We start from the raw sequence: 19,869 nt of genomic DNA on the forward strand, positions 1-19,869 counted from the left end.
GGGGAAACCCCTCCGGGGAAACCCCTCCGGGGAAACCCCTCCGGGGAAACCCCTCCGGGGAAACCCCTCCGGGGAAACCCCTCCGGGGAAACCCCTCCGGGGAAACCCCTACCCCAGTACCCCCGCGATGTCCGTCACCGCCTCCGGGCCGACCCGGCAGCACCCGCCGATGACCTGGGCCCCGGCCTTCTGCCAGCGGGTCACCTGTTCCGGGGTGAAGGTGGGAAGGCCGGTCCAGGCACGGGCCTCGGCGTCCCAGGCCTCGCCGCTGTTGGGGTAGACGACGACCGGCTTGCCGGTGACCCGGACGGCCGCCGCGATGGCACCGTCGACATCCTCGGGCGCACAGCAGTTGACGCCGACGGCGACGATCTCGTCCGCGTCGGCGGCCGGCGCGAACGCCTCGTCGAGCGGCTGCCCGGCACGGGTGCGGTCGCCGTCGACGGTGTACGACAGCCAGGCCGGCACCCCGAGTCCGCGCACGGCCCGCAGCAGCGCCCGTGCCTCGTCGGCGTCCGGCACGGTCTCCAGGGCGAGGACGTCGGGCCCGGCGGCGGCGAGGACCTCCAGACGGGGCCGGTGGAAACGTTCCAGCTCGTCGACGGTGAGCCCGTACCGGCCCCGGTACTCGGAGCCGTCGGCGAGCATCGCCCCGTAGGGGCCGACCGAGGCGGCGACGAACAACGGGCGCTCGGTCGGGGTCCGCCGGGCCGCCTCGCGGGCCAGTGTCACGCTGAGCGTGAGCAGCCGGGCGGCCTCGGCGTGGCTGATTCCGCGCTTCTCGAACCCCTCGAACGTGGCCTGATAGCTCGCGGTGATCGCCACGTCCGCGCCCGCCTCGAAGTAGGCGAGATGCGCGTCGGTGATCGAGTCGGGGTGCTCCAGGAGGAGCCGCGCCGACCACAGCTCGTCGCTCAGATCGTGTCCGGCGGAGGCGAGCTGGTTGGACATGCCGCCGTCGAGGACGAGCGGCTCGGCGGCGAGGGCGGCGGTGAAGGAGACGGGAGGGGCGAAGGAGAGGGGAGGGGTGTCGCTGGTCATTCCACGACGGTAAACCAGCCATCCGGGTGCACCGACCATATTGTGTCCAAAAAATGAACAGTTTGCCCGTCATATGAAACGCCGGGATACGATCGCGCCTTCCCCTGGGGCAAGCCCCCCACCCGTAGTCCCCGTAGCTCCCGTAGTCCCCCCGTAGTCCCCCTAGCACCCGTACTCCCCGCTCCCACGTCCCCATGGAACCGCCGTGACCGCCACCCGCCCCGCCGAGGCACCCGACCCCACCGCCCCCGACCCCGAGACGGCCCCGGAGACGGACCCCGAGGCCCCGCGCCGCCGTACCTTCGGCCTCGCCGCCGCCACCGCCCTGGTGATGGGCAACATCATCGGCGGCGGCATCTTCGCGCTGCCCGCCGCGGTCGCCCCCTACGGGACGCTCAGCCTGCTCGCCTTCGTGGTGCTGTCGGTCGCGGCGGTGCTGCTGGCCCTGCTCTTCGGCAAGCTGGCCCGGCGCAGCCCGGTCACCGGCGGCCTGTACGTGTACCCGAGGGACGCGTTCGGCCCGTTCGCCGGGTTCCTGTCGGCCTGGTCGTACTGGACGATGTGCTGGGTCAGCATCGCGGCCCTCGCGGTCGCGGTGGTCGGCTACGTCGACGTCCTGATCCCGCTGCACGGCAACCACCTCCTCGAAGGCCTCGTCGCGCTCGCCGCGCTGTGGCTGCCGGCCGCCGCGAACTTCGCCGGCACCCGCTGGGTCGGCACCGTGCAGATCATCTCGACGGTCCTGAAGTTCGTGCCGCTGCTGCTGGTCGCGACCGTCGGCCTGTTCTTCGTCGACACCGACAACTTCGGCCCGTTCAACGCCACCGGGGACAGCGTTCCCGGCGCCCTCGCCGCCTCCGCCGCGCTGCTCCTCTACAGCTTCCTCGGCGTCGAGTCGGCGGCGGTCAGCGCGGGCGAGGTGAAGGACCCGCAGCGCACGGTGGGCCGGGCCAGCGTCCTGGGCACGCTCGCCTCGGCGTTGGTCTACATCCTCGGCACGGTCGCCGTCTTCGGCCTGGTCCCGCACGATCAACTGGTCCATTCCGGGGCGCCGTTCGCCGACGCGGTGAACGCCGTCACCGGCGGCTCATGGGGCGGTATCGCCATCGCGCTGGTCGCCGTCGCCTCGATCACCGGCTGCCTCAACGGCTGGATTCTGCTGGCCGCGCAGATGCCGTACGCCGCCGCCCGCGACGGACTCTTCCCGGCGCCGTTCGCGAAGGTCGGCAAGGGCGGGGTGCCCGGGTTCGGGGTGTGGGCGGTGGCCGTGCTCGGCACGCTGCTGATCGCCTTCAACTACACGGCGGGCCCGGACACGACGTTCCGCGTCCTCGTCCTGATCACGACGTTCACCGGCTGTGTCCCCTATCTCCTGTCCGCCGCCGCGCAGTTGTACTGGCTGGCCCAGGGCAGCCGGGAACGGGTCCGCCCGGCCGGTCTGGTCCGCGACCTGATCGTGGCCGCGCTGTCCTTCGGCTTCTCCTTCTGGCTGATCGCGGGCGCCGGTTACGCGGCCGTCTACCAGGGCACCCTGTTCCTCTTCGCGGGCATCCCGGTGTACGTGTGGCTGCGCGGCCGCAGCCACGAACCCGAGCCCGTCACCACGTAACGACCGTGCCCCGCAGGGCAGTTGCCCAGGAGCGGCAACGGCCTTGAGCTGTGGGCCAGTTGCCCAGGAGCGGCAACGGCCCTGTCCCGTACGTCCGTTGCTCAGCCCTGGGCCGCGTGCCGACCGCCCCGGCGGCGCTTGCGGCGCAGGGTGGCGGGCACGGCCAGCCCGGCCAGCAGCGCGGCCCCGGCCAGATAGGGCCACCAACCCACGCTGCTGGACGCCGTGTTGGCGGTGCGCGGGGTCGACTCCGGGGCGGCGGCCGACGCCGGGCCCAAGCGGGTGGCGGGGGCCGCGCTCGCGGTCTTCGCCGGGGTGAGGACGACGTCGTTGCCGTCGCCGCCCCGGTAGCTGATGCGGTACGCCGTGCCGGCGAGCTTCAGCCGGGCCCCCTCCTTGAGGCCCTTGAAGGTCCCGGAGTTCTTCGCGGTGCCGGTGTGGTCGAGGACGGTGATCGTACGGGCGGCGCCGGTCGGGACCGACGAGAGATCGAGGCGCCCGGCCAGCCGGACCCCGCCGGTGACCTTCAACGGCGCCTTCTCCGGCGCCAGTTCGCCGCCCGCGTCCTGCGTGTAGGCACCGGCCACCGTCACTCCGCCCGCGACCACGCCCGCGTTGGTCACCGCCCCCCGCACCGTGCCCTTCCCGGCCAATGTGCTCGTCACCCGCACTCCCAGCGTCCCCGCGTCCAGCGTCGAAGCAGCGGAGGTCAGCCGAATCGCCTTGCTGTGCGCGAGCGTTGCCCCGCCGCGCAGCGCCAACGTGCCCTTCTGGACCGTCGTCGCCCCGGTGTACGTGACCGCGCTCCCGGTCAGTGTCGTCGTCGCCGCGCCCGACTGCACCAACGCGCCCGAGCCGCCGACTCGGGCCAACGTCACCGGCGTTCGCGCGTTGTGCACCACGAGCGTGCCGTCGTTCACCACGCGTCGGCGCTCGGTGCCGGTGAGGAGGGAGCCGTCGCCGGTGGCCGAACCGAGCCGCAGCACCGCGCCCTTCTCGATCGTGGTGGAGCCGTCGTAGTCCTGCCGGGCCGCGAAGGTCACGTCGTTGCCACGGGTGCCGGCGATCACGATGTCACCGGCGCCGGGCGCGGCGAGGGTGTCGTGGTACCGGCCGCCGCCGATGGGGGCGCCGAGGGTGACGGGACCGTTGTAGTCGAAGGTCAGTTTTGAGCGCCGGCCGCTCGCCTCATGGAGGTTGATGTAGACGGTGTCCTTGGTGCCCGGCATGAAGATGCGGTGGGTGGTGCCGTCGCCCCAATGGACGTCGGCCCCCTCGATGTTGGTGCCCCGCTTGTTCAACTGGTGGGCGATCGGGCGCCAGTTGAGGCCCGGGTCGCTGAGTGACGGGGCGGTGTCGCCGCCTCGGTCGGAGTAGCTGTACTGGCCGGTGAGGACGACCTTGCTGCCGGGCCGCGTATGGACGTTGACGTCACTGCCGTAGGCGCGTTGGTAGAAGTCCTGGCGCAGGGTGATGGTCTGGTGGAGCGGGGTGTCGATGATCCAGGAACCCTGGTTGAGGACGGCGCGGGCGTTCGGGAGCGCGACCGGGTACTCGGGGCGGCCGACGGCCATGCCGGTGCCGTTGTCGATGACGCCGGAGAACGGATGGGTGCCGGCCAGGTCGAGGGTGCCCCACATGCCGCGCGGCTGCGTGACCAGGCCGGAGCCGCTGATCGTGCCGATGTTGAAGGTGCGGGTCAACGACAGCCGCAGCGTGCCGTCGACGCGGACGTTGAGCTGGTTGAGCTGGTACCCCGGGGTGTTGTAGGGGAAGTGCCCGATCAGACCGGTGCCGCCGCCCGTCCCGTACTGGAGGGTCGCTCCGCGGGCGACGGTGATAGCGGGCGCGTCGGGCCGGGTGACCGTGGTGTAGGGGTGGTTGCCGCCCTGGGTGCGCACGACCTGGTGCTGCCGGTCCTTGGGGAGCGTGAAGTCGCTGTCCTTGGTGAGGATCAGGGTGCCCGTCCCGCGCACGGTGAGGGTGCCCTCGCCCCGGAAGACGCCGTCGAACGTCGTCGTCCCGGACGGCACGGTGACGACCGTGTCGCCGGTGAGGGTCACGTCCCGCCCGGCGAGCACATCGGCGGTGACGTCCCGGGCGTCGGCGGCGGTGGCGGGAGAAGCGGACGTCAGCAGGGCGGCGACGGCCGCGAAGGCTCCGGCGGCGGCTGCGGTCCGGTGGGTGAGAGGGCGCACGGGAGGGAGACGGCCCGGGGCAACGCGGGATAACAGAAACTCGGGGTCGGGCCGTAGGGGTAGGGGTAGGGGTAGGGGCGCGGGTCGGGGGTGTGCGGGTACTGCGGGTCCCGGTCGGGGGCGTACGGGTATCCCGGGTACCCGTAGGGGACGTCCGGGTGACCAGGGGTGCCGATCCGCATCCCGAAAGCGCTCTCCGTTCGTCGTGTCAGATCCGTTGACCTCCTGGGTGCGCCCCCATACCTTTTCGGCGTTCGTCATGACAGATGCCATTCGGCATGTCGAACAAGAGCCGTTTTCTGCCCTCCCGCATGCCCCACTCCCCAGCCTCACTCCCCAGCCTCACTCCCCACCCCTGAGAGGCAGCGCATGAGCCGCGATCACGACCTGCCCCAGTCCTCCGAACCCGCCGGCCGCAGATCGGTGCTGAAGGGAGCCGCCCTGGCCGTCGGCGCCCTGGCCGTGGGCCCGGCCACCGCAGCCACCGCCACCGCCGAGACCGCCGTCGGTGCCTCCGTCGCCCCGCGCCCGGCAGCCGCCCCCTTCGTGAACCCCCTCGTCCGGCAGCGTGCCGATCCCTTCATCCACCGGCACACCGACGGCAGTTACTACTTCACGGCGACCGTGCCGGAGTACGACCGGATCATCCTGCGCCGGTCCCGGACCCTGGGCGGCCTCGCCACGGCGGCCGAGTCGGTGATCTGGACCAGGCACGCCACCGGCGTGATGGGCGCGCACATCTGGGCGCCGGAGCTGCACCGGATCGACGGCAGGTGGTACATCTACTTCGCCTCCGCGCCCGCCGAGAGCGTCTGGGACATCCGCATCTGGGTCCTGGAGAACGCCAACCCCGATCCGTTCAGGGGGACTTGGGTGGAGCGCGGGCAGGTCAGGACGGCGTGGGAGACCTTCGCCCTCGACGCCACCACCTTCTCCCACCGGGGCAGCCGCTACCTGGCCTGGGCCCAGCACGAACCCGGCATGGACAACAACACCGCCCTGTGGCTGTCCAGGATGGCGAACCCCTGGACTCTGACGGGTCCTCAGATCAGACTCTCCACACCGGAGTTCGACTGGGAGCGGATCGGGTTCAAGGTCAACGAGGGGCCCGCGGTGATCGCCCGCGACGGGCGGCTGTTCCTGTCCTACTCGGCCAGCGCCACCGACCACCACTACTGCATGGGCCTGCTCACCGTCGACGCGCACGCCGACCTGATGAACCCGGCGAACTGGTCCAAGTCGCCGACCCCCGTCTTCACCAGCAACGACACCACCCGCCAGTACGGCCCGGGCCACAACTGCTTCACGCTCGCCGAGGACGGCCGCGCCGACGTCCTCGTCTACCACGCCCGGCAGTACCAGGAGATCACCGGCGACCCCTTGAACGACCCCAACCGCCACACCCGCGTCCAGCGCCTCGGCTGGCACCCGGACGGCACCCCCGACTTCGGTTTCCCCGTCGCCGACACGACCGCCATCACCTCCGCATCCGGCTCCAACTCCCTTGAGGAGAGCGCGTGATGACCAGACGTCTGCACGCCGTCCTGCTCGCCCTGGTCTGCGCCCTCGCCGGTGCCCTGCTGACCGCGGGACCCGCGCACGCCGCCGCCCAGACGATCCCCAACGGCGTCCAGTTCACGGACACGTCGGGCAACCTCCTGCACGCGCACGGCGGCGGCGTCATCAAGGTCGGCTCCTCCTTCTACTGGTTCGGCGAGGACCGCAACGCCGACAACACCTTCCGGTACGTCGACGCCTACCGCTCCACCGACCTCAAGAACTGGGAGTTCAGAAGCCACGTCCTGACCCAGTCGAGCGCCGCCGAACTGGGCACCGCCTACATCGAGCGGCCCAAGGTCATGTACAACGCGTCCACCGGAAAGTTCGTCATGTGGATGCACAAGGAGAACGGCACGGACTACGGCGAGGCGCGCGCGGCCGTCGCCATCTCCTCGACGGTGGACGGCAGTTACACCTACCAGGGCAGCTTCCGGCCGCTCGGCGACACCATGTCCCGGGACATCACGACGTTCGTCGACACCGACGGCACCGGCTACATGGTGTCGGCCGCCAACGAGAACTACGACCTGCACATCTACCGGCTCACCGCCGACTACACCGGCATCGCGAGCCTGGTCGCCAACCCGTGGCCGGGCGGTCACCGCGAGGCTCCGGCGCTGTTCAAGCGGGGCAGCGTCTACTTCATGCTGACCTCGGGCGCCACCGGCTGGAGCGCCAACCAGCAGCAGTACGCCACCGCTTCGTCACCGGCCGGGCCGTGGACGGCGATGACCAACGTCGGCGACTCCACGGCCTTCAACTCCCAGACCGCGTACGTCCTTCCGGTCCAGGGGACGTCGGGCACCTCGTACCTGTACCTGGGCGACCGCTGGGGCAACTCCTTCGGCGGCACCGTCAACGACTCCCGTTACGTATGGCTGCCGTTGACCTTCCCGTCGGCCACCTCGCTGTCGATGTCCTGGGCGCCGGAGATCACCATCGACACCGCCGCCGGGACCGTCAGCGGGACCGGCGCCACCTACAACACCCTGGTGTCACGCTCCAGTTCCAAGTGCGCGGACGTGCCGAACCAGTCCCTGTGGCAGGCCGCCGCGATCAGCCAGTACACCTGCAACGGCGGCGCCAACCAGAAGTGGTGGTTCAAGGACCTGGGCACCGGCTACTACCAACTGGTGGGCCGGGGAAGCTCGTTGTGCCTCCAGGAGAACGCGGCGAACATCACCCAGGAGGACTGCACCGGCGCCACGGGGCAGCAGTGGAGCGTGACCACGTCCGGCGGTTACGTCCTCGTCAAGGCCCGCACCACCGGCGAGTGCCTGGACGTGTCCGGCGCGTCCACCGCCGACTCCGCCGCGCTCATCACCTACACCTGCAACGGAGCGACCAACCAGCAGTGGACACGCGGGACCTGACGTCAGGTCAGCAGATCGATCGCGTCGATCGACGTCCCCGCGCTGAGGAACGACGTCGTCCCCGAACCGCTCGCCACATAGATCTTCAACGTGTTGTAGGCGCTGGGGTCCGTCAGCCAGGCGGACGCCGGCACGTTGTAGGTGAACGTGTAGTTGTTGCCCCGGTAGGAGCCCACGGTCAGCGACCGGGTGCTCGGCTGGGAGGGCGGCGAGGGGACGGCCGAGGTCCAGCTGTCGTTGACGGTGATCTGCGGCCGGCCGTTCGCGTAGGCCGTCGTCACGCCGATCCGCAGGGCGTGCGCGGCGGCGGCCTGGGCCGCGGTCAGCCTGAAGTAGACGATGATCCCGCTGTTGACGTCCTTCCACAGATAGCAGGGGAACGCCGAGGTCTCGGTGCCGCTGCCGATCACCACGTTCCCGGTCCAGGACGCCGCTCTGGTGTCGGAGGGGTGCGCGTACGTCATCAGGTCGGCGTTCTTGAAGCCGTTCGGCGTGCCGTCCCAGGTGCCGATCCGCCAGATCGCGCCCGCGTTGCCCGGGTCGTTGGTCGACGGGATGGCGATGCTGTTGAGCGTGGTCGTGCCACCGGCCGTCACGCTCACCGACGTGGTGTAGACGGCGAGTTCACCCTTGAAGACGGTGAGGGTGTACGTGCCCGGCAGCACCCCGGTGATCGAGAAGTAGCCGTCCGAGGCGCGCGCCGAACCCCAGTACTGGGCAGCCGAGTTGGCGAGCCCGACGGTGTACGCGAACGCCGTGTTCCGGCCGGTGATGCCGACGCCCGCGACCCGGCCGCGCCCGCTCGCGGACACGTAGCCGGACATGCCGAACGAATCCGCCCAGGACGTCGTGAGGTTGGCGGGGAACAGCGCGGACGAGGGCGCGCCGCCGTCGGTGAAGGCGATGACGTACGGGCCCTGGAGGCCGAAGCGCTGGGCCTCCGTCTGGTTCTCGCCGTAGTAGAGGATCTCGTAGAGGCCGCCGCCGTCGGCGCTCTGGTGGCGCAGCAGCGAGCGGTAGAACGGGCCGCCGGACGCCTTCTCGTGGTTGGAACGCACCACGTACAGGCCGACGCTGCCGGTGGTCCAGCCGACGTAGTCGTAGTCGATGACGCGCAGTTTGGAGAAGTGCTTGGAGCGGGTCTGGCCGTCGGACTTCTTGAAGACGTCGGACGCCTCGACGGTGGTCGGCGCGTAAGTATAGGAATCCGGCAGGTCGTTGAGGAACATGCCCGGCTTGACCCGCAGGATGTAACGGGTGGCGCTGACGGAGGTGTCGGCCTTGTTGGTCCACAGATAGACGTTGTTCTCACCGCTGCGGGCCGCGTAATAGTGCTTGAGCGTGCCGTAGGTGACCGAGATGAGGATGCTCGTGCCGGACTGGCTGATGGTCACCGTCGAGGTACCGAGGCCGGACTCGATGTGCGAGTTCATGCCGCCGTAGCCCTGGTACTCGGTGCCCTTGTAGACCAGGGAGGTCAGGTCGCCGTTGGTCTTGCTGACCTTGAAGACGAGGCTGGCGCCGGTGTCGACGACGTAGTTCTTGCCGTCGTCGCTCCAGCCGAAAGCGGCGGCGGACGCCGACGACGCGAGGGGACCGGCGAGCGCCGCGCCACCGGCGAGTGCCGCGCCGGCGACGACGAAGGTGCGGCGTCCTACCGCGTTCTGAGCGGATTCGGACATGGGGGTGCCTCCTTCGGGAGGTTCAGGGGTTCGGGTGCTGTGAGAGTGACAGTTGAATCGATTTCGCGAAAGGGCTTTCGCGCTCTGGAGGTTGGCAGTTTTATGAAATCGGTCCAGGGGGTAGAAAGCGCTTGTCCCCGGGGGTACGGTCCCTCCGCCAGGCCTTGCCGACCCGTTCGAGGAGCCGAAATGAGACGTCTCCAGCTCGCCGTTCTCGCGGCGCTGACCCTGGGCGCCGGGCTGACGGCCACCCCGGCCCAGGCCCACCCGGGACAACGGGACCTCGGCATCGAGAACTGCGCGGCCGACGCCTGCCACTTCGACGTCCCACCCGGTACCTACGACGTACGGGTACTGCTCGGGGGCGGCGCCGCGTCCCGTACCGCTGTCAGCGGCGAGACCCGGCGCTCCCTGCTCCCGGAGACGGCGGCCCCGGCCGGGGAACGGGTCGCCCGCAGTTTCACCGTGAACGTCCGCACCCCCGAGGGCGAGCCGACCGGACCCGACGGCACGCCCGGCCTCGACCTGGTCCTCGGCGGCTCCGCGCCCGCCCTCGCCGACATCCGTGTCACCCCGGCCCGGCAGGCCCGGCAGATCCTCCTCGTCGGTGACTCCACGGTCTGCGACCAGCCCGGCGCCCCCTACTCCGGCTGGGGCCAACAGCTGCCCCAGTACCTGGACAAGGGCGTCTCCGTCGCCAACTACGCGGACTCCGGCGAGAGTACGGTCAGCTATCTGGGGAACCCTCAACTGTGGGGAACCGTAAGGCCGTTGATCCGCCCCGGTGACCTGGTCCTGATCCAGCTCGCCCACAACGACAAGACCACCGACGAGGCGACCTACCGGGCGAACCTCCAGACCCTGGTCGAGGGCGTCCGCCACCAGGGCGGCGAACCGGTGCTGGTGACACCGATCGTGCGTCGCTGGTTCAACGCCGACGGCACCCTGAACAACGACATCGCACTTCTGGTCAACGGCCTGGGCGTGAACCATCCTGTCGTGATCCGGTCCGTGGCCGCCGAGTTGGGCGTACCGTTGGTCGACCTCACCGCGAAGACCAAGGCGCTGGTGGAGTCCCTGGGCGTGGAGGGCTCCAAGGCGGTCTATCTGTACAACGAGAACAAGGACAACACCCACACCTCCGTGCACGGCGCGACCGTGTACGCGGGCCTGGTCCGGGACGAACTCGTCGCCCTGCACCTGGTGCCCGCCAGGCTGGTGCGGGAGTGAAGGAACCCTGGGGCGTCCCGACCGGAACCGGGGCGCCCCAGGCCTCAACCGCCCGGTGCTGGTGCTGGTGCTGGTGCTGGTGCTGGTGCTGGTGCCGGTGCCGGTGCCGGTGCCGAGGGTGAGGGTGGGGGTGCGGTGCTGCTGGGCGTGCCCCATGGTGAGGGTGAACGGTGGTGCAGCACAGGTGAGTTGAATGGCGCGGTGCCTGAACCAGCCGTTCGGGCTGGTGAAGTGACCGCCTCCGACAGTGAACCGCCCGACCTGGAAAGCGAATTGATGCGTCTCCCCGTCGACGACCGAGTCCGCAGCCCGCGCACCGGCTACACCCGAGCCCACTGGGAGGGTGCCGCCGACGCCCTGCTCGCGGCCGTCGAGCCGTACGCGGCCGAGGGCGGCGCCCTCTACCACCTGCCCGGTGAGCACACCAGCTGGTCCGGGCGCCTCTCCGACGGCTTGGAAGGGTACGCCCGAACGCTGCTGCTGGCCGCGTTCCGCCGTGACGAGAACGCCCTCCAGCGGTACGCCGAGGGCCTCGCCGCAGGCGTCGGCGGAGTCTGGCCCCGCATCGAGGACCGGAGCCAGCCCCTGGTCGAGGCCGCGTCGATCGCCCTCGCCCTGCGCCTGACGCGCCCGCTCCTGTGGGACCGGCTCGACGACCCCGTCCGACAGCGCGCCGCCGACTGGCTCTGCGATGCCCTGACCGCCCAACCCTGGCCCTGCAACTGGGAGTTGTTCCCCGTCACGGTCGGCGGCTTCCTCCAGGAGATCGGCCACGAGCCGGAGGCCGCCGCCCGGGCCGTCGACCGCGGCCTGGCACGCATCGAGGACTGGTACGTCGGTGACGGCTGGTACACCGACGGCGACGGCCGCAAGTTCGACTACTACAACGGCTGGGCGATGCACCTCTACCCGGTGCTGCACGCCTGGCTCGCCGACGACAGCCGCCTCCTGGACCTCTACGGCGGCCGCCTCACCCGCCATCTCACCGACTACGCACGGCTGTTCGGCGGTGACGGCGCCCCGATGCGTCAAGGCCGGTCCCTCACCTACCGGTTCGCGACGACGGCCCCGCTCTGGCTGGGCGCCCTGACCGGCCACACCCCGCTCGCGCCGGGCGAGACACGGCGGTTGGCGTCCGGCGCCCTGAAGTACTTCCTCGACCACGACGCCCTCGACGAGCGCGGCCTGCTCACCCTCGGCTGGCACGGCCCCGACGACGCACTCCTGCAAGGCTATTCGGGCCCGGCGTCGCCGTACTGGGCCAGCAAGGGCTTCCTCGGCCTGCTGCTGCCCCCGGACCACCCGGCGTGGACGGCCACCGAGCAACCGGCCCCGGCGGAACGCGCGGACGCGCTCACCCCGGTCGCGGCCCCCAACTGGCTGGTGCAGTCCACCCGTTCGGACGGCGTCGTCCGCCTGCACAACCACGGCAGCGAGGACGTCCGCTACGACCCCTACTACACCCGCCTCGCCTACTCGACCCGCACCGGACCCGTCCAGGGCCAGGACGCCGACAACAGCGTGATCGTCGACGGCGACCCCTCCCGCACCGGCATCGAACCGCTCGGCGCCGGCGACGGCTGGGCGGCCTCCCGGCACACCGCGGCCGGGGGAGTGCGGGTGACCAACGTGGTCCTGGCGCACGGCGCCGTCGAGGTGCGGGCCCACCTGGTGTCGGGCGCGGCACCCGGCACGCCGGTACGCATCACGGGATGGGCGGCCGGGGCGGACGTTCACGCGGAGATCCACCCGGCCGCCGGACTCGCCGCCCGACTCGCCGGCCAACTCACCGGCGAGGGAAGCGGGTTGTACGTCGCGCTGGTCCGGCTCACGGCGGAGCCCGACCCCGTGCCGCTCGCCAAGACGGTGGACGTGACGACCGACGGGGTCGAGGGCCTCACGGCGAGCTGGAGTTCCGGAGCCGAGGTACACGTCCGGTTCACCGCCCGGGGCGTCGAGGTGGCCGTCGAGGAGGTCTGAGACCCCGCCGGTCTGGATCACGGCTTCAGCCGGGCGATCCGCAACGTCGTCGACGTCGGCGACGCCCCGGTCAGCGGCTTCGCGTACGACGGCGTCACCGGCGCGTACGCCCAGGTCAGCGTCCCGTCGGCGGCCACCGCGAGGTCGCCCGCGATCCGGGCCCGCACCACCTGGTCCGCCGACTGGAACGTGCCGTTCCAGTCGATGAGCCGCAGGTGGGTGCCCGCGAAGGTGCCGGTGCAGGTGCCGGACGCGCACGACGCGTTCTTCAGGGACTCCCAGGACAGCAGCAGCCGGTCCTTGCCGTACGGCGCGAGGTGGACGTTGACGTGCTCCGTGCCCTTGGTGTTCGAGAGGCGGATCGCCTTGCCTGGACCGGAGTTGCGGTTCTTGAGGAACGCCACGGACACCTGGTGGGTGGCGGTCTGCGGGGTGACCGTCCAGCCGCGCCCGGAGGAGTCCTCGGGGTTCTTCTTCGCGGAGGCCGCGCCGCGCGAGGCGAACGCGGTGGCGTACCGGCCGGTCGCCGAGCGCACCAGATCACCGGTGCGGCCGGGGAACGTTCCCCCGCAGTAGCCCGCCCAGCACTGCTCGCGCTGCACGACCGGCGCCGTGTCCGGGGCGCCGATGCCGGTCGACACGAACAGGCCCGAACGCCAGTCGTCGAAGCAGAGGGAGGTGAACGCGCCGGTCTTCTCGGCGTGCAGCGCGATGCCCTCGTTGTGGCTGCAACCCCAGCCCCAACCGCCGCTCATCTTGGCGCCCTTGGCGCTGATGTACGCCAACTTGTCGCCGAAGTGGCCGTCTGCGGCGCCGCCCGCGCCGTGCACGACGAAGTAGGCGCCGTACTTGCTGCCGTTCCAGGTGAGTTGGCCGTCGAGCAGCGGTGCGGTGTCGTTGCTCGCGGTGCCGGTGAGCTTGGTCGACCAGGTCCGGGCGCCGTTGGTGTACCGGACGATCGCGGCCGCCGTCTCCTTCCACTTGTTGGTGTCGGAGACCCGGGTGAGCAGGGCGAAGCCGTTGTCGTGCGCGACCAGACCGCCCACTTCCTTGGCGCCCTTGACCACGGTGTCCGCGCCCGAGCGCTTCCCGGCGGCGGTGAGCGGGGTGACATGGACGCCGTCGGCGGCGGGCCACGCCACGCGCAGGGTGCCGTTCGGGGCGACGGCGGTCGACGTCCGCGTCCACTCCCGGGTGTCGTTGTAACCGGCGGACAGATAGGGGAACTTGGCCGACAGGGTCAGCGTGCTCGGGGTGGTGACCGTGAGGCCGGTGGCCGGCGCGGCACCGGCGGTCGCGTACCAGGCGGCGACCAGCGTGGCGGTCGCGGCGAGCCCGGCGATCACCGGGCGGCGGGCCGCCCGCACCCGGCGGTGGGACGTCGTGCGTCGTGCGGAAGTCATGCCCCCTGGTCGCCGCCGGACGCGCCAGGGTTGCTGTGACGACGATCACCGTCAGGGGCGGCCCCTAGGGGGTGGCCGGTCGTCGTCAGGGGTGGGTCTCGCGCGGCCAGTTCTCCAGGGCGATGTGCAGGGCCGCCACCGCCTTGTCCCAGGACCGGCGCACCTCGCGCGGGGCGCCGAAACCGCCGGTGGCCTCCAGGGCGCAGTACCCGTGGAAGGTGCTGCGCAGCAGGCGGACGGCGTCGGTGAGGTCGGGTTCGGCCAGACCGTAGGCGCGGAGCATCCCGTAGGTGATCTCGGCGGTGCGGTGCAGGGCGGGGGAGTCGGCGATCAGGGCCTGGTCGATGCGCGCCTGGGTCGCCGCGTACCGGCCGGGCCGCTCCAGGGCGAACTCCCGGTAGGCGTCGGCGAACGCCGTGAGCGCGTCCTTGCCCGAGCGGCCCGCGACGGCCGCCGCGATCCGGTCGATCAGCTCGCCGCCCGCGAGCAGGGCGATCCGGGTCCGCAGATCCTGGAGGTTCTTGATGTGCGAGTACAGACTCGCGTCCTTCACGTCGAGACGCCGGGCCAGCGCCGACACGCTGACCTGCTCGAAGCCGACCTCGTCGGCGAGATCGGCGGCGGCTGCGACGACGCGGTCGGCCGTGAGACCGGCTCGGGGCATGGAACGTCTCCTGGAACGTGGGACCCGGCCCCCTGAAACCCAGGGGCACCAGGCCGAACCCTACGGTCCCTGAAGAATGACCCGTAGGACCCGTAGGACCCGTAGGACCCGTAGGACCCGTAGGGCCCCTAGGGGGTTGGGGTGCGGCGGGTGCGAGGGGTGGTCCCTGCTCGCACCCGTGATACCCCTGGCCCCCGTAGCTCCCCGGAGGGACGCCGTCGCTCAGCTGATCGGGGCGTAGAGGACCCCGAGTTTGTCGATCTCGTCGCCCGCGCGGCCTGTGAAGCCGACGATCTGCCAGCCGGTCGGGGCCGTGAAGGTCGTCGTGTCGGAGGTCGCCGTGCCCGCCGACAGGGTGCGGCCTTTGTCGGTGGTGAACGCCGCCGAGAAGATCCGGGTGCGGCTGTCCTTCTGCCCCTGCGTCAGCTTGACGGAGGTGAGGTGCTCACCCGAGGCGAGGGTCAGTGAGGCGGCGGTGCCGCCCGTGCCGCCGTGGGTCAGCGTCGTTCCGCCGTCGTGCGTCAGGGAGACCGCGTCGAGGCGGGCGCTGCCGCGCAGCGTGAGGGTGCGCGGGGAGACGGTGGCCGGGAGGGCGGCGGCGTCGTTGAAGGCGGTGCCGTGCGGGCCGCCGAAGAAGTCGCTGGCCTTCAGGGACACGTTGACGGCGTACGAGAAGTCGACCGTGTGGGGGAAGTGGTCGGAGAGGTTGCCGCCCGCCGAGTCGAGGAACGCCGCCCACTCGTCGTTGTAGCGGGTCGCGTCCAGGGAGACCAGCTTGCTGCCCCGGTAGAAGACCTTGTCGACGACCTCGCAGTCGTTGGTCGGCGCCGTCGTCGGGCACAGCAGCGCGTCCGCGCCCTGCGTCGGCTCGGTGCCGCCCTTGACCAGCTCGACCCACGCGTCGGTGAGGCCGTTGTCGCGGACGAGGGTGCGGATGTTGTCCCCGGCACGCGTGTACCGCGTGTTGGTGTCGCCCATCACGATCACCGCGTTCCCGGCCGAGTTGGCCTGGATGAACGCCGAGAGCTGGGCGATGTTGGCGCGCCGGGCGGCGAGCGCGTCGTCGCTGTCGTCGGCGTTCGGGTGGGCGTTGTACAGGTCGACGTAGACGCCCTCGGCGAGCCGCAGCCGGGCCAGCGAAAAGCCCTTGGGGGTCAGGCAGTTGGTGCCGGTGCAGTCGTTCCACTTGACCCGCTCGAAGTCGTCGAACGGGTAGCTGGAAAGGGTGTTGAGGCCGTCACCGAAGGCCGCGCCGCCGCTGGTGGCGGTGCGGTAGGGGTGGTGGTCGCCGGCGTACAGCGCCGCGTGGTAGTTGAAGTCCTCCTGGACGTTGACGATGTCGTAGGGCGCCAACTTCGGGGATATCAACGGGGTGTTGGTGGCCGGGTGGCTGGAGCTGAGGCCCTCGGGGAGGCCGGCGACGTTGTACGTCAGGACGTTGAAGGTGCCGGTCGCGGCGGTGGCCGCCGATGCCGTCGGGGAGGTCGCCGCAGTGAGGCCGGTGACGGCGAGCGCGGCGGCGGCGAGGGTGCCGATCAGTCTTCTCATGGTGGGGGCGACTCCGCTTCGGGGGTGGGGAGACGAAAGTGAACGGTGCTCAGGTTCAGCGCCAACAGTGTGACGAACAAGGGTCGTTGAGGAAACAGTGGGGAACGAGGGGAGACGCCGCGCCGGAGTCCTGCGCCGCTCACGCGCCGGTCGCCGGGCGTTCATCTCCCGCGTCGATTCTCCTCGGACGGCATGTTTCCAGGTGGCGCGAGTTCGCGCCCGGCGGGCATGGCCGTGGGGCAGACAGCCGTGGGGCGACGGGTGAGGGCAGCCGTCGGCGGCGAACGCAGCGGGATTCCGGAGGGGTTCATGGGACACGGTCACCATCACCAGCACGGTCATGGCCACACGCACGGTCATGGTCAGGCGGACGAGGTGACGGCGCCGTTGCCGGCCGCGTTCGACACGGCCGTGCCCGACGAGGCGCTCACCCCCGAACAGGCCTCGCGCCGCAGCCTGTTGCGCCGCGCGGGCCTGCTCGGCGCCGGGCTCGCCGCCTCCGGTGTGCTGACCGGCGCCGCGGGAGCCGCCCCCGCGTACGCCAACGGCCCCTCCAGCAGCCGTCGTTCGAAGGGATTCTTGTGGCTGGCCGGTGACCACCACATCCACACGCAGTACAGCAGCGACGGCAAGTACCGCGTCGTCGACCAGGTCCGCCAGGGCGCCCGGCACGGTCTGGACTGGATGGTCATCACCGACCACGGCAGCGAGGCGCACGCCAAGATCGGTGTGGAGAAGGTGAATCCGGACATCGTGGCCGCCCGGGACGCCTACGAGGACACCCTCGTCTTCCAGGGCCTGGAGTGGAACATCCCCGCCGCCGAGCACGGCACCGTGTTCGTGCACCCGGGCCGCAACGAGGTGTCCGTCCTCAAGCAGTTCGAGACCGACTACGACGGCAGCGTCAAGAACGCCTCCGACTCGACGCCCGCCAACGAGGCGCTGGCCGTCGCGGGCCTCGCCTTCCTCGGCGAGCAGGTCAAGCGGCGCAAGGTCAAGGACGCGCTGATGCTCGCCAACCACCCGGCGCGGCGCGGTGTCGACTCCCCGCACGAGATCCGCGCCTGGCGCGACGCGACCTCCGCCGGTCACCAGATCGCCGTCGGCTTCGAGGGCGCCCCCGGCCACCAGGCGGCCGGCCTGCCCGCGCCGAACGGCCCCGGCCGGGCGCGCGGCATCTACGACAACAGCCCGAGCGCCAACTCGTTCGCCGGTTTCCCGCTGGAGAGCTACCGCACCTGGGGCGGGTTCGACTGGATGACGGCCACCGTCGGCGGGCTCTGGGACAGCCTCCTCGCCGAGGGCAAGCCCTGGTGGATCACCGCCAACTCCGACTCCCACCAGGTGTACGCCGACACCGCCGTGCGCGGCCCGGGCGGCGACTTCACCACCGACGGCCGCTACCCCGACCCGGTGTACGGCGGCCAGATCGACATCAGCCAGGGCGACTACTGGCCCGGCCAGTACAGCAGGACCCACGTCGGCGCGGACGGCTTCTCCTACGCCGCCGTCATGGACGGCATCCGGGCGGGCCGGGTCTGGGTCGACCACGGCGGCCTGGTCAGCGGCCTCGACGCCCGCCTCTCCGGCGGCGGACGGTGGGCCACGCTGGGCGGGGCGCTGCATGTCCGCAAGGGCGCCAAGGTCACGCTGACCGTGGACATCGCCCTGGCAGGCGGCGCCAACTGGGCCGGTTTCGTACCGAAGTTGGCGCGGGTCGACGTCGTGCGCGGCGAGGTGACCGGGCCCGTCAAGGACCAGGACACCTTCACCGCCCCGTCCGCCAAGGTCGTCAAGTCCTACGAGGTCGACAAGGCGACCGGCACCGTCCGGATCTCCTACGACCTCGGCCGCGTCGACCACCCGCAGTACGTGCGGCTGCGCGGCACCGACGGCAACCGGTCCGCCGTCGGCGCGCGCGGCGCCGCCGTCGACCCGGCCGGGCCCGCGATCGACGTCGTCGGTTCCGCCGACCCGTGGCTCGACCTGTGGTTCTACTCCAACCCGGTGTGGGTCCTGCCCTCGTGACCCGTTTCCGGCACGCGCTCACGCTCGACCCCGGGGTGCGCGACCTGGCCGCCGCGGACCATCTGCTGCACACGCTGGCCGCCGAACTCGCCCTCACCGACGACGTGTTCGGCTGCACGCACCTGGTCCGCGGCGACCGTCCGAGGGTCGCCGTGTCGCTGTCCCTGCCGTCGAGACCGCTCCCGCACACCGTCCGGGAGCGGCTCGCGGCCCGTGGCTTCGAGGTGACCGAGGGCGCCCCGGACGAGCTGGGCCGCGCGGTCCTCTACCCGGGCGCGACGACCCTCACCGGCACGGTCACCCTCGCGGAACTCCTCTCCCGCTCCGCGATCACCCGCGTGACAGTCCTCGGCACCCCGACCCAACCCGCCCCGCACACCCGCCTGTTGACCCGCGACCACGTCCGTCCGCACTGGCACCACGACGAACTCGTCCTCACCACGATGCCGGCCCCTGCCGACACCCTGATCCCGTTCGAGGTACCGAACCCCACACCGTGCTGCGCGGACCACTGAGGAACGAACGGACGGCCCAGCCTCCGACAGCGCACGGCCTCTGATCACGCGGAACGGCCGAGCTGTTCCCGCACCCACTCGGGGTCGGGGTTGGTGTGCGGCCGGTCTGCCACGATGACGGTCGGCACGGTCTCGTTGCCGTCGTTGGCGGCCCGGACCGCTGCGGCTGCGGCCGGGTCGCGCCAGATGTTGACCCAGTGCGCCCGGCGGGCGGCGCGGCCCAGCCGGATGCGCAGCCGCAGGCAGTACGTGCAGCCCGGCCGCCAGAAGACGATCGGCCTGCCGTCGACCGCGCTGCGGCGTTGCGCCTCCCGCGCATCGACCGAACGCGGGTATATCAGGGGCGAGTTGACGAAGGCGAGTATCAGGAACACCGACAGGAGTACTGCGGCCGTGCCCGGACTCCCCTTGAGGATCGGCCCAGTTGCGGCGGCTGAGCCGCAGAGCACCAGCAGCATCGGCAAGGTCCACGCACGCATCATGATGACGCAGGCTACCGCCACTGCCCCTCGCCCCCGGGTACCGCTCACCCCGCCCCGGCCTCACCCCGGCAGCTGTCGGACCGTGCCCAACTCGCCCACCAGGCAACGGACATGCCCCGGCTCCTTCAGCCCGCCGCCGCACCACCACGCCGGACGGCTCTCCTCCTGCGTCAGATGCATGCCGAGGTGGTGCGTGGCGCATACCGGCCAGGCCTGCCAGAGGCGTTCGGAGACGGTGTCCTGGGCCGCCGCGGCAACGGTGCCCAGCGCGTCGTCGGGGGAGGCGCCGGGGTCGAGCGAGAGGGGGTTCCCCCACCAGGTGCCGCTTGCCAGAGCCACGTACACCTGCTCGGGCTCGCCCTCCTCCCACGCGGGCACGGCCAGGAGTTGCAGCCCACGGTGCTCGGGAAGCGTCACCGCGAGATCCTGCTCGACCCGTGCCAGGGCGTCCGCCCAGACGGGAGCCTCACCGGGCTCGACCTGGCGCGGAACGGGTTCACCGGAGGGGGAGTTGAGGGAGAGCACGCTGACCATTCTCCTTCAACTCCAGCCCTTC

15 protein-coding genes are annotated in these 19,869 nt (G+C 71.3%); 7 read left to right on the forward strand and 8 right to left on the reverse strand.

Going from position 1 to position 19,869, the window contains the following annotated elements; translation table 11 throughout:
* Positions 1–108: 108 nt before the first annotated feature.
* Positions 109–1,041, reverse strand: coding sequence for a homocysteine S-methyltransferase (mmuM, locus tag ACIQOU_RS05685; RefSeq protein ID WP_401534134.1), 933 nt, complete (start codon positions 1,039–1,041; stop codon positions 109–111).
* Between the two features lie 205 nt (positions 1,042–1,246).
* Between mmuM and ACIQOU_RS05690 the strand changes: the two genes are divergently transcribed.
* Positions 1,247–2,650, forward strand: a complete 1,404-nt coding sequence (locus ACIQOU_RS05690; RefSeq protein WP_401534136.1) for an APC family permease — start codon at positions 1,247–1,249, stop codon at positions 2,648–2,650.
* 101 nt (positions 2,651–2,751) lie between these two features.
* On the opposite strand, the gene ACIQOU_RS05695 is transcribed toward ACIQOU_RS05690, so the two are convergent.
* On the reverse strand, positions 2,752–4,848 hold the full coding sequence (locus tag ACIQOU_RS05695; RefSeq protein WP_401534138.1) for an autotransporter: 2,097 nt from the start codon (positions 4,846–4,848) through the stop codon (positions 2,752–2,754).
* Between the two features lie 369 nt (positions 4,849–5,217).
* On the opposite strand from ACIQOU_RS05695, the gene ACIQOU_RS05700 reads away from it, so the two are divergent.
* Together ACIQOU_RS05700 and ACIQOU_RS05705 are read left to right on the forward strand one after the other, a co-directional pair.
* Positions 5,218–6,369 carry a family 43 glycosylhydrolase gene (locus ACIQOU_RS05700; RefSeq protein ID WP_401534140.1) on the forward strand — a complete coding sequence of 384 codons (1,152 nt, stop codon included), beginning with the start codon at positions 5,218–5,220 and terminating at the stop codon, positions 6,367–6,369.
* Positions 6,369–7,781, forward strand: a complete 1,413-nt coding sequence (locus ACIQOU_RS05705) for an RICIN domain-containing protein (protein WP_401534142.1) — start codon at positions 6,369–6,371, stop codon at positions 7,779–7,781. The genes ACIQOU_RS05700 and ACIQOU_RS05705 overlap by 1 nt, the downstream gene beginning before the upstream one ends.
* Positions 7,782–7,783: 2 nt before the next feature.
* On the opposite strand, the gene ACIQOU_RS05710 is transcribed toward ACIQOU_RS05705, so the two are convergent.
* The gene (locus ACIQOU_RS05710) at positions 7,784–9,463 is read right to left on the reverse strand and encodes a rhamnogalacturonan lyase B N-terminal domain-containing protein (protein ID WP_401534144.1); all 1,680 of its coding nucleotides are present in this window, start codon (positions 9,461–9,463) and stop codon (positions 7,784–7,786) included.
* 189 nt (positions 9,464–9,652) lie between these two features.
* Here ACIQOU_RS05710 and ACIQOU_RS05715 point away from each other — a divergent pair, with 189 nt between their 5' ends.
* The gene (locus ACIQOU_RS05715; protein WP_401534146.1) at positions 9,653–10,693 is read left to right on the forward strand and encodes a rhamnogalacturonan acetylesterase; all 1,041 of its coding nucleotides are present in this window, start codon (positions 9,653–9,655) and stop codon (positions 10,691–10,693) included.
* Between the two features lie 276 nt (positions 10,694–10,969).
* Positions 10,970–12,673, forward strand: coding sequence for a DUF2264 domain-containing protein (locus tag ACIQOU_RS05720; RefSeq protein ID WP_401534148.1), 1,704 nt, complete (start codon positions 10,970–10,972; stop codon positions 12,671–12,673).
* Positions 12,674–12,690: 17 nt separating this feature from the next.
* Here the strand turns inward: ACIQOU_RS05720 and ACIQOU_RS05725 are convergent, their stop codons facing one another.
* The 3 genes from ACIQOU_RS05725 to ACIQOU_RS05735 all read right to left on the reverse strand — a co-directional run bounded on the left by ACIQOU_RS05725 (position 12,691) and on the right by ACIQOU_RS05735 (position 16,288).
* A complete protein-coding gene (locus ACIQOU_RS05725; protein WP_401534150.1) occupies positions 12,691–14,076 on the reverse strand; it encodes a hypothetical protein in 1,386 nt (461 codons plus the stop codon).
* An 85-nt stretch (positions 14,077–14,161) separates the two neighbouring features.
* Positions 14,162–14,740 carry a TetR-like C-terminal domain-containing protein gene (locus tag ACIQOU_RS05730; protein WP_401534152.1) on the reverse strand — a complete coding sequence of 193 codons (579 nt, stop codon included), beginning with the start codon at positions 14,738–14,740 and terminating at the stop codon, positions 14,162–14,164.
* A gap of 222 nt (positions 14,741–14,962) precedes the next feature.
* On the reverse strand, positions 14,963–16,288 hold the full coding sequence (locus ACIQOU_RS05735; RefSeq protein WP_401534154.1) for a jacalin-like lectin: 1,326 nt from the start codon (positions 16,286–16,288) through the stop codon (positions 14,963–14,965).
* Between the two features lie 309 nt (positions 16,289–16,597).
* Here ACIQOU_RS05735 and ACIQOU_RS05740 point away from each other — a divergent pair, with 309 nt between their 5' ends.
* Positions 16,598–18,316, forward strand: coding sequence for a PHP domain-containing protein (locus tag ACIQOU_RS05740; protein WP_401534155.1), 1,719 nt, complete (start codon positions 16,598–16,600; stop codon positions 18,314–18,316).
* Complete coding sequence (locus tag ACIQOU_RS05745; protein WP_401534157.1) at positions 18,313–18,831, forward strand: hypothetical protein; 519 nt, start codon at positions 18,313–18,315, stop codon at positions 18,829–18,831. Before ACIQOU_RS05740 ends, ACIQOU_RS05745 begins: the two co-directional genes overlap by 4 nt.
* Positions 18,832–18,875: 44 nt before the next feature.
* On the opposite strand, the gene ACIQOU_RS05750 is transcribed toward ACIQOU_RS05745, so the two are convergent.
* A complete protein-coding gene (locus tag ACIQOU_RS05750; RefSeq protein ID WP_401534159.1) occupies positions 18,876–19,313 on the reverse strand; it encodes a glutaredoxin domain-containing protein in 438 nt (145 codons plus the stop codon).
* Between the two features lie 60 nt (positions 19,314–19,373).
* On the reverse strand, positions 19,374–19,847 hold the full coding sequence (locus ACIQOU_RS05755) for a hypothetical protein (RefSeq protein ID WP_401534161.1): 474 nt from the start codon (positions 19,845–19,847) through the stop codon (positions 19,374–19,376).
* Between the last annotated feature and the right edge of the window lie 22 nt (positions 19,848–19,869).

It is taken from the genome of Streptomyces sp. NPDC091279 (assembly GCF_044757465.1).
GTDB lineage: Bacteria > Actinomycetota > Actinomycetes > Streptomycetales > Streptomycetaceae > Streptomyces.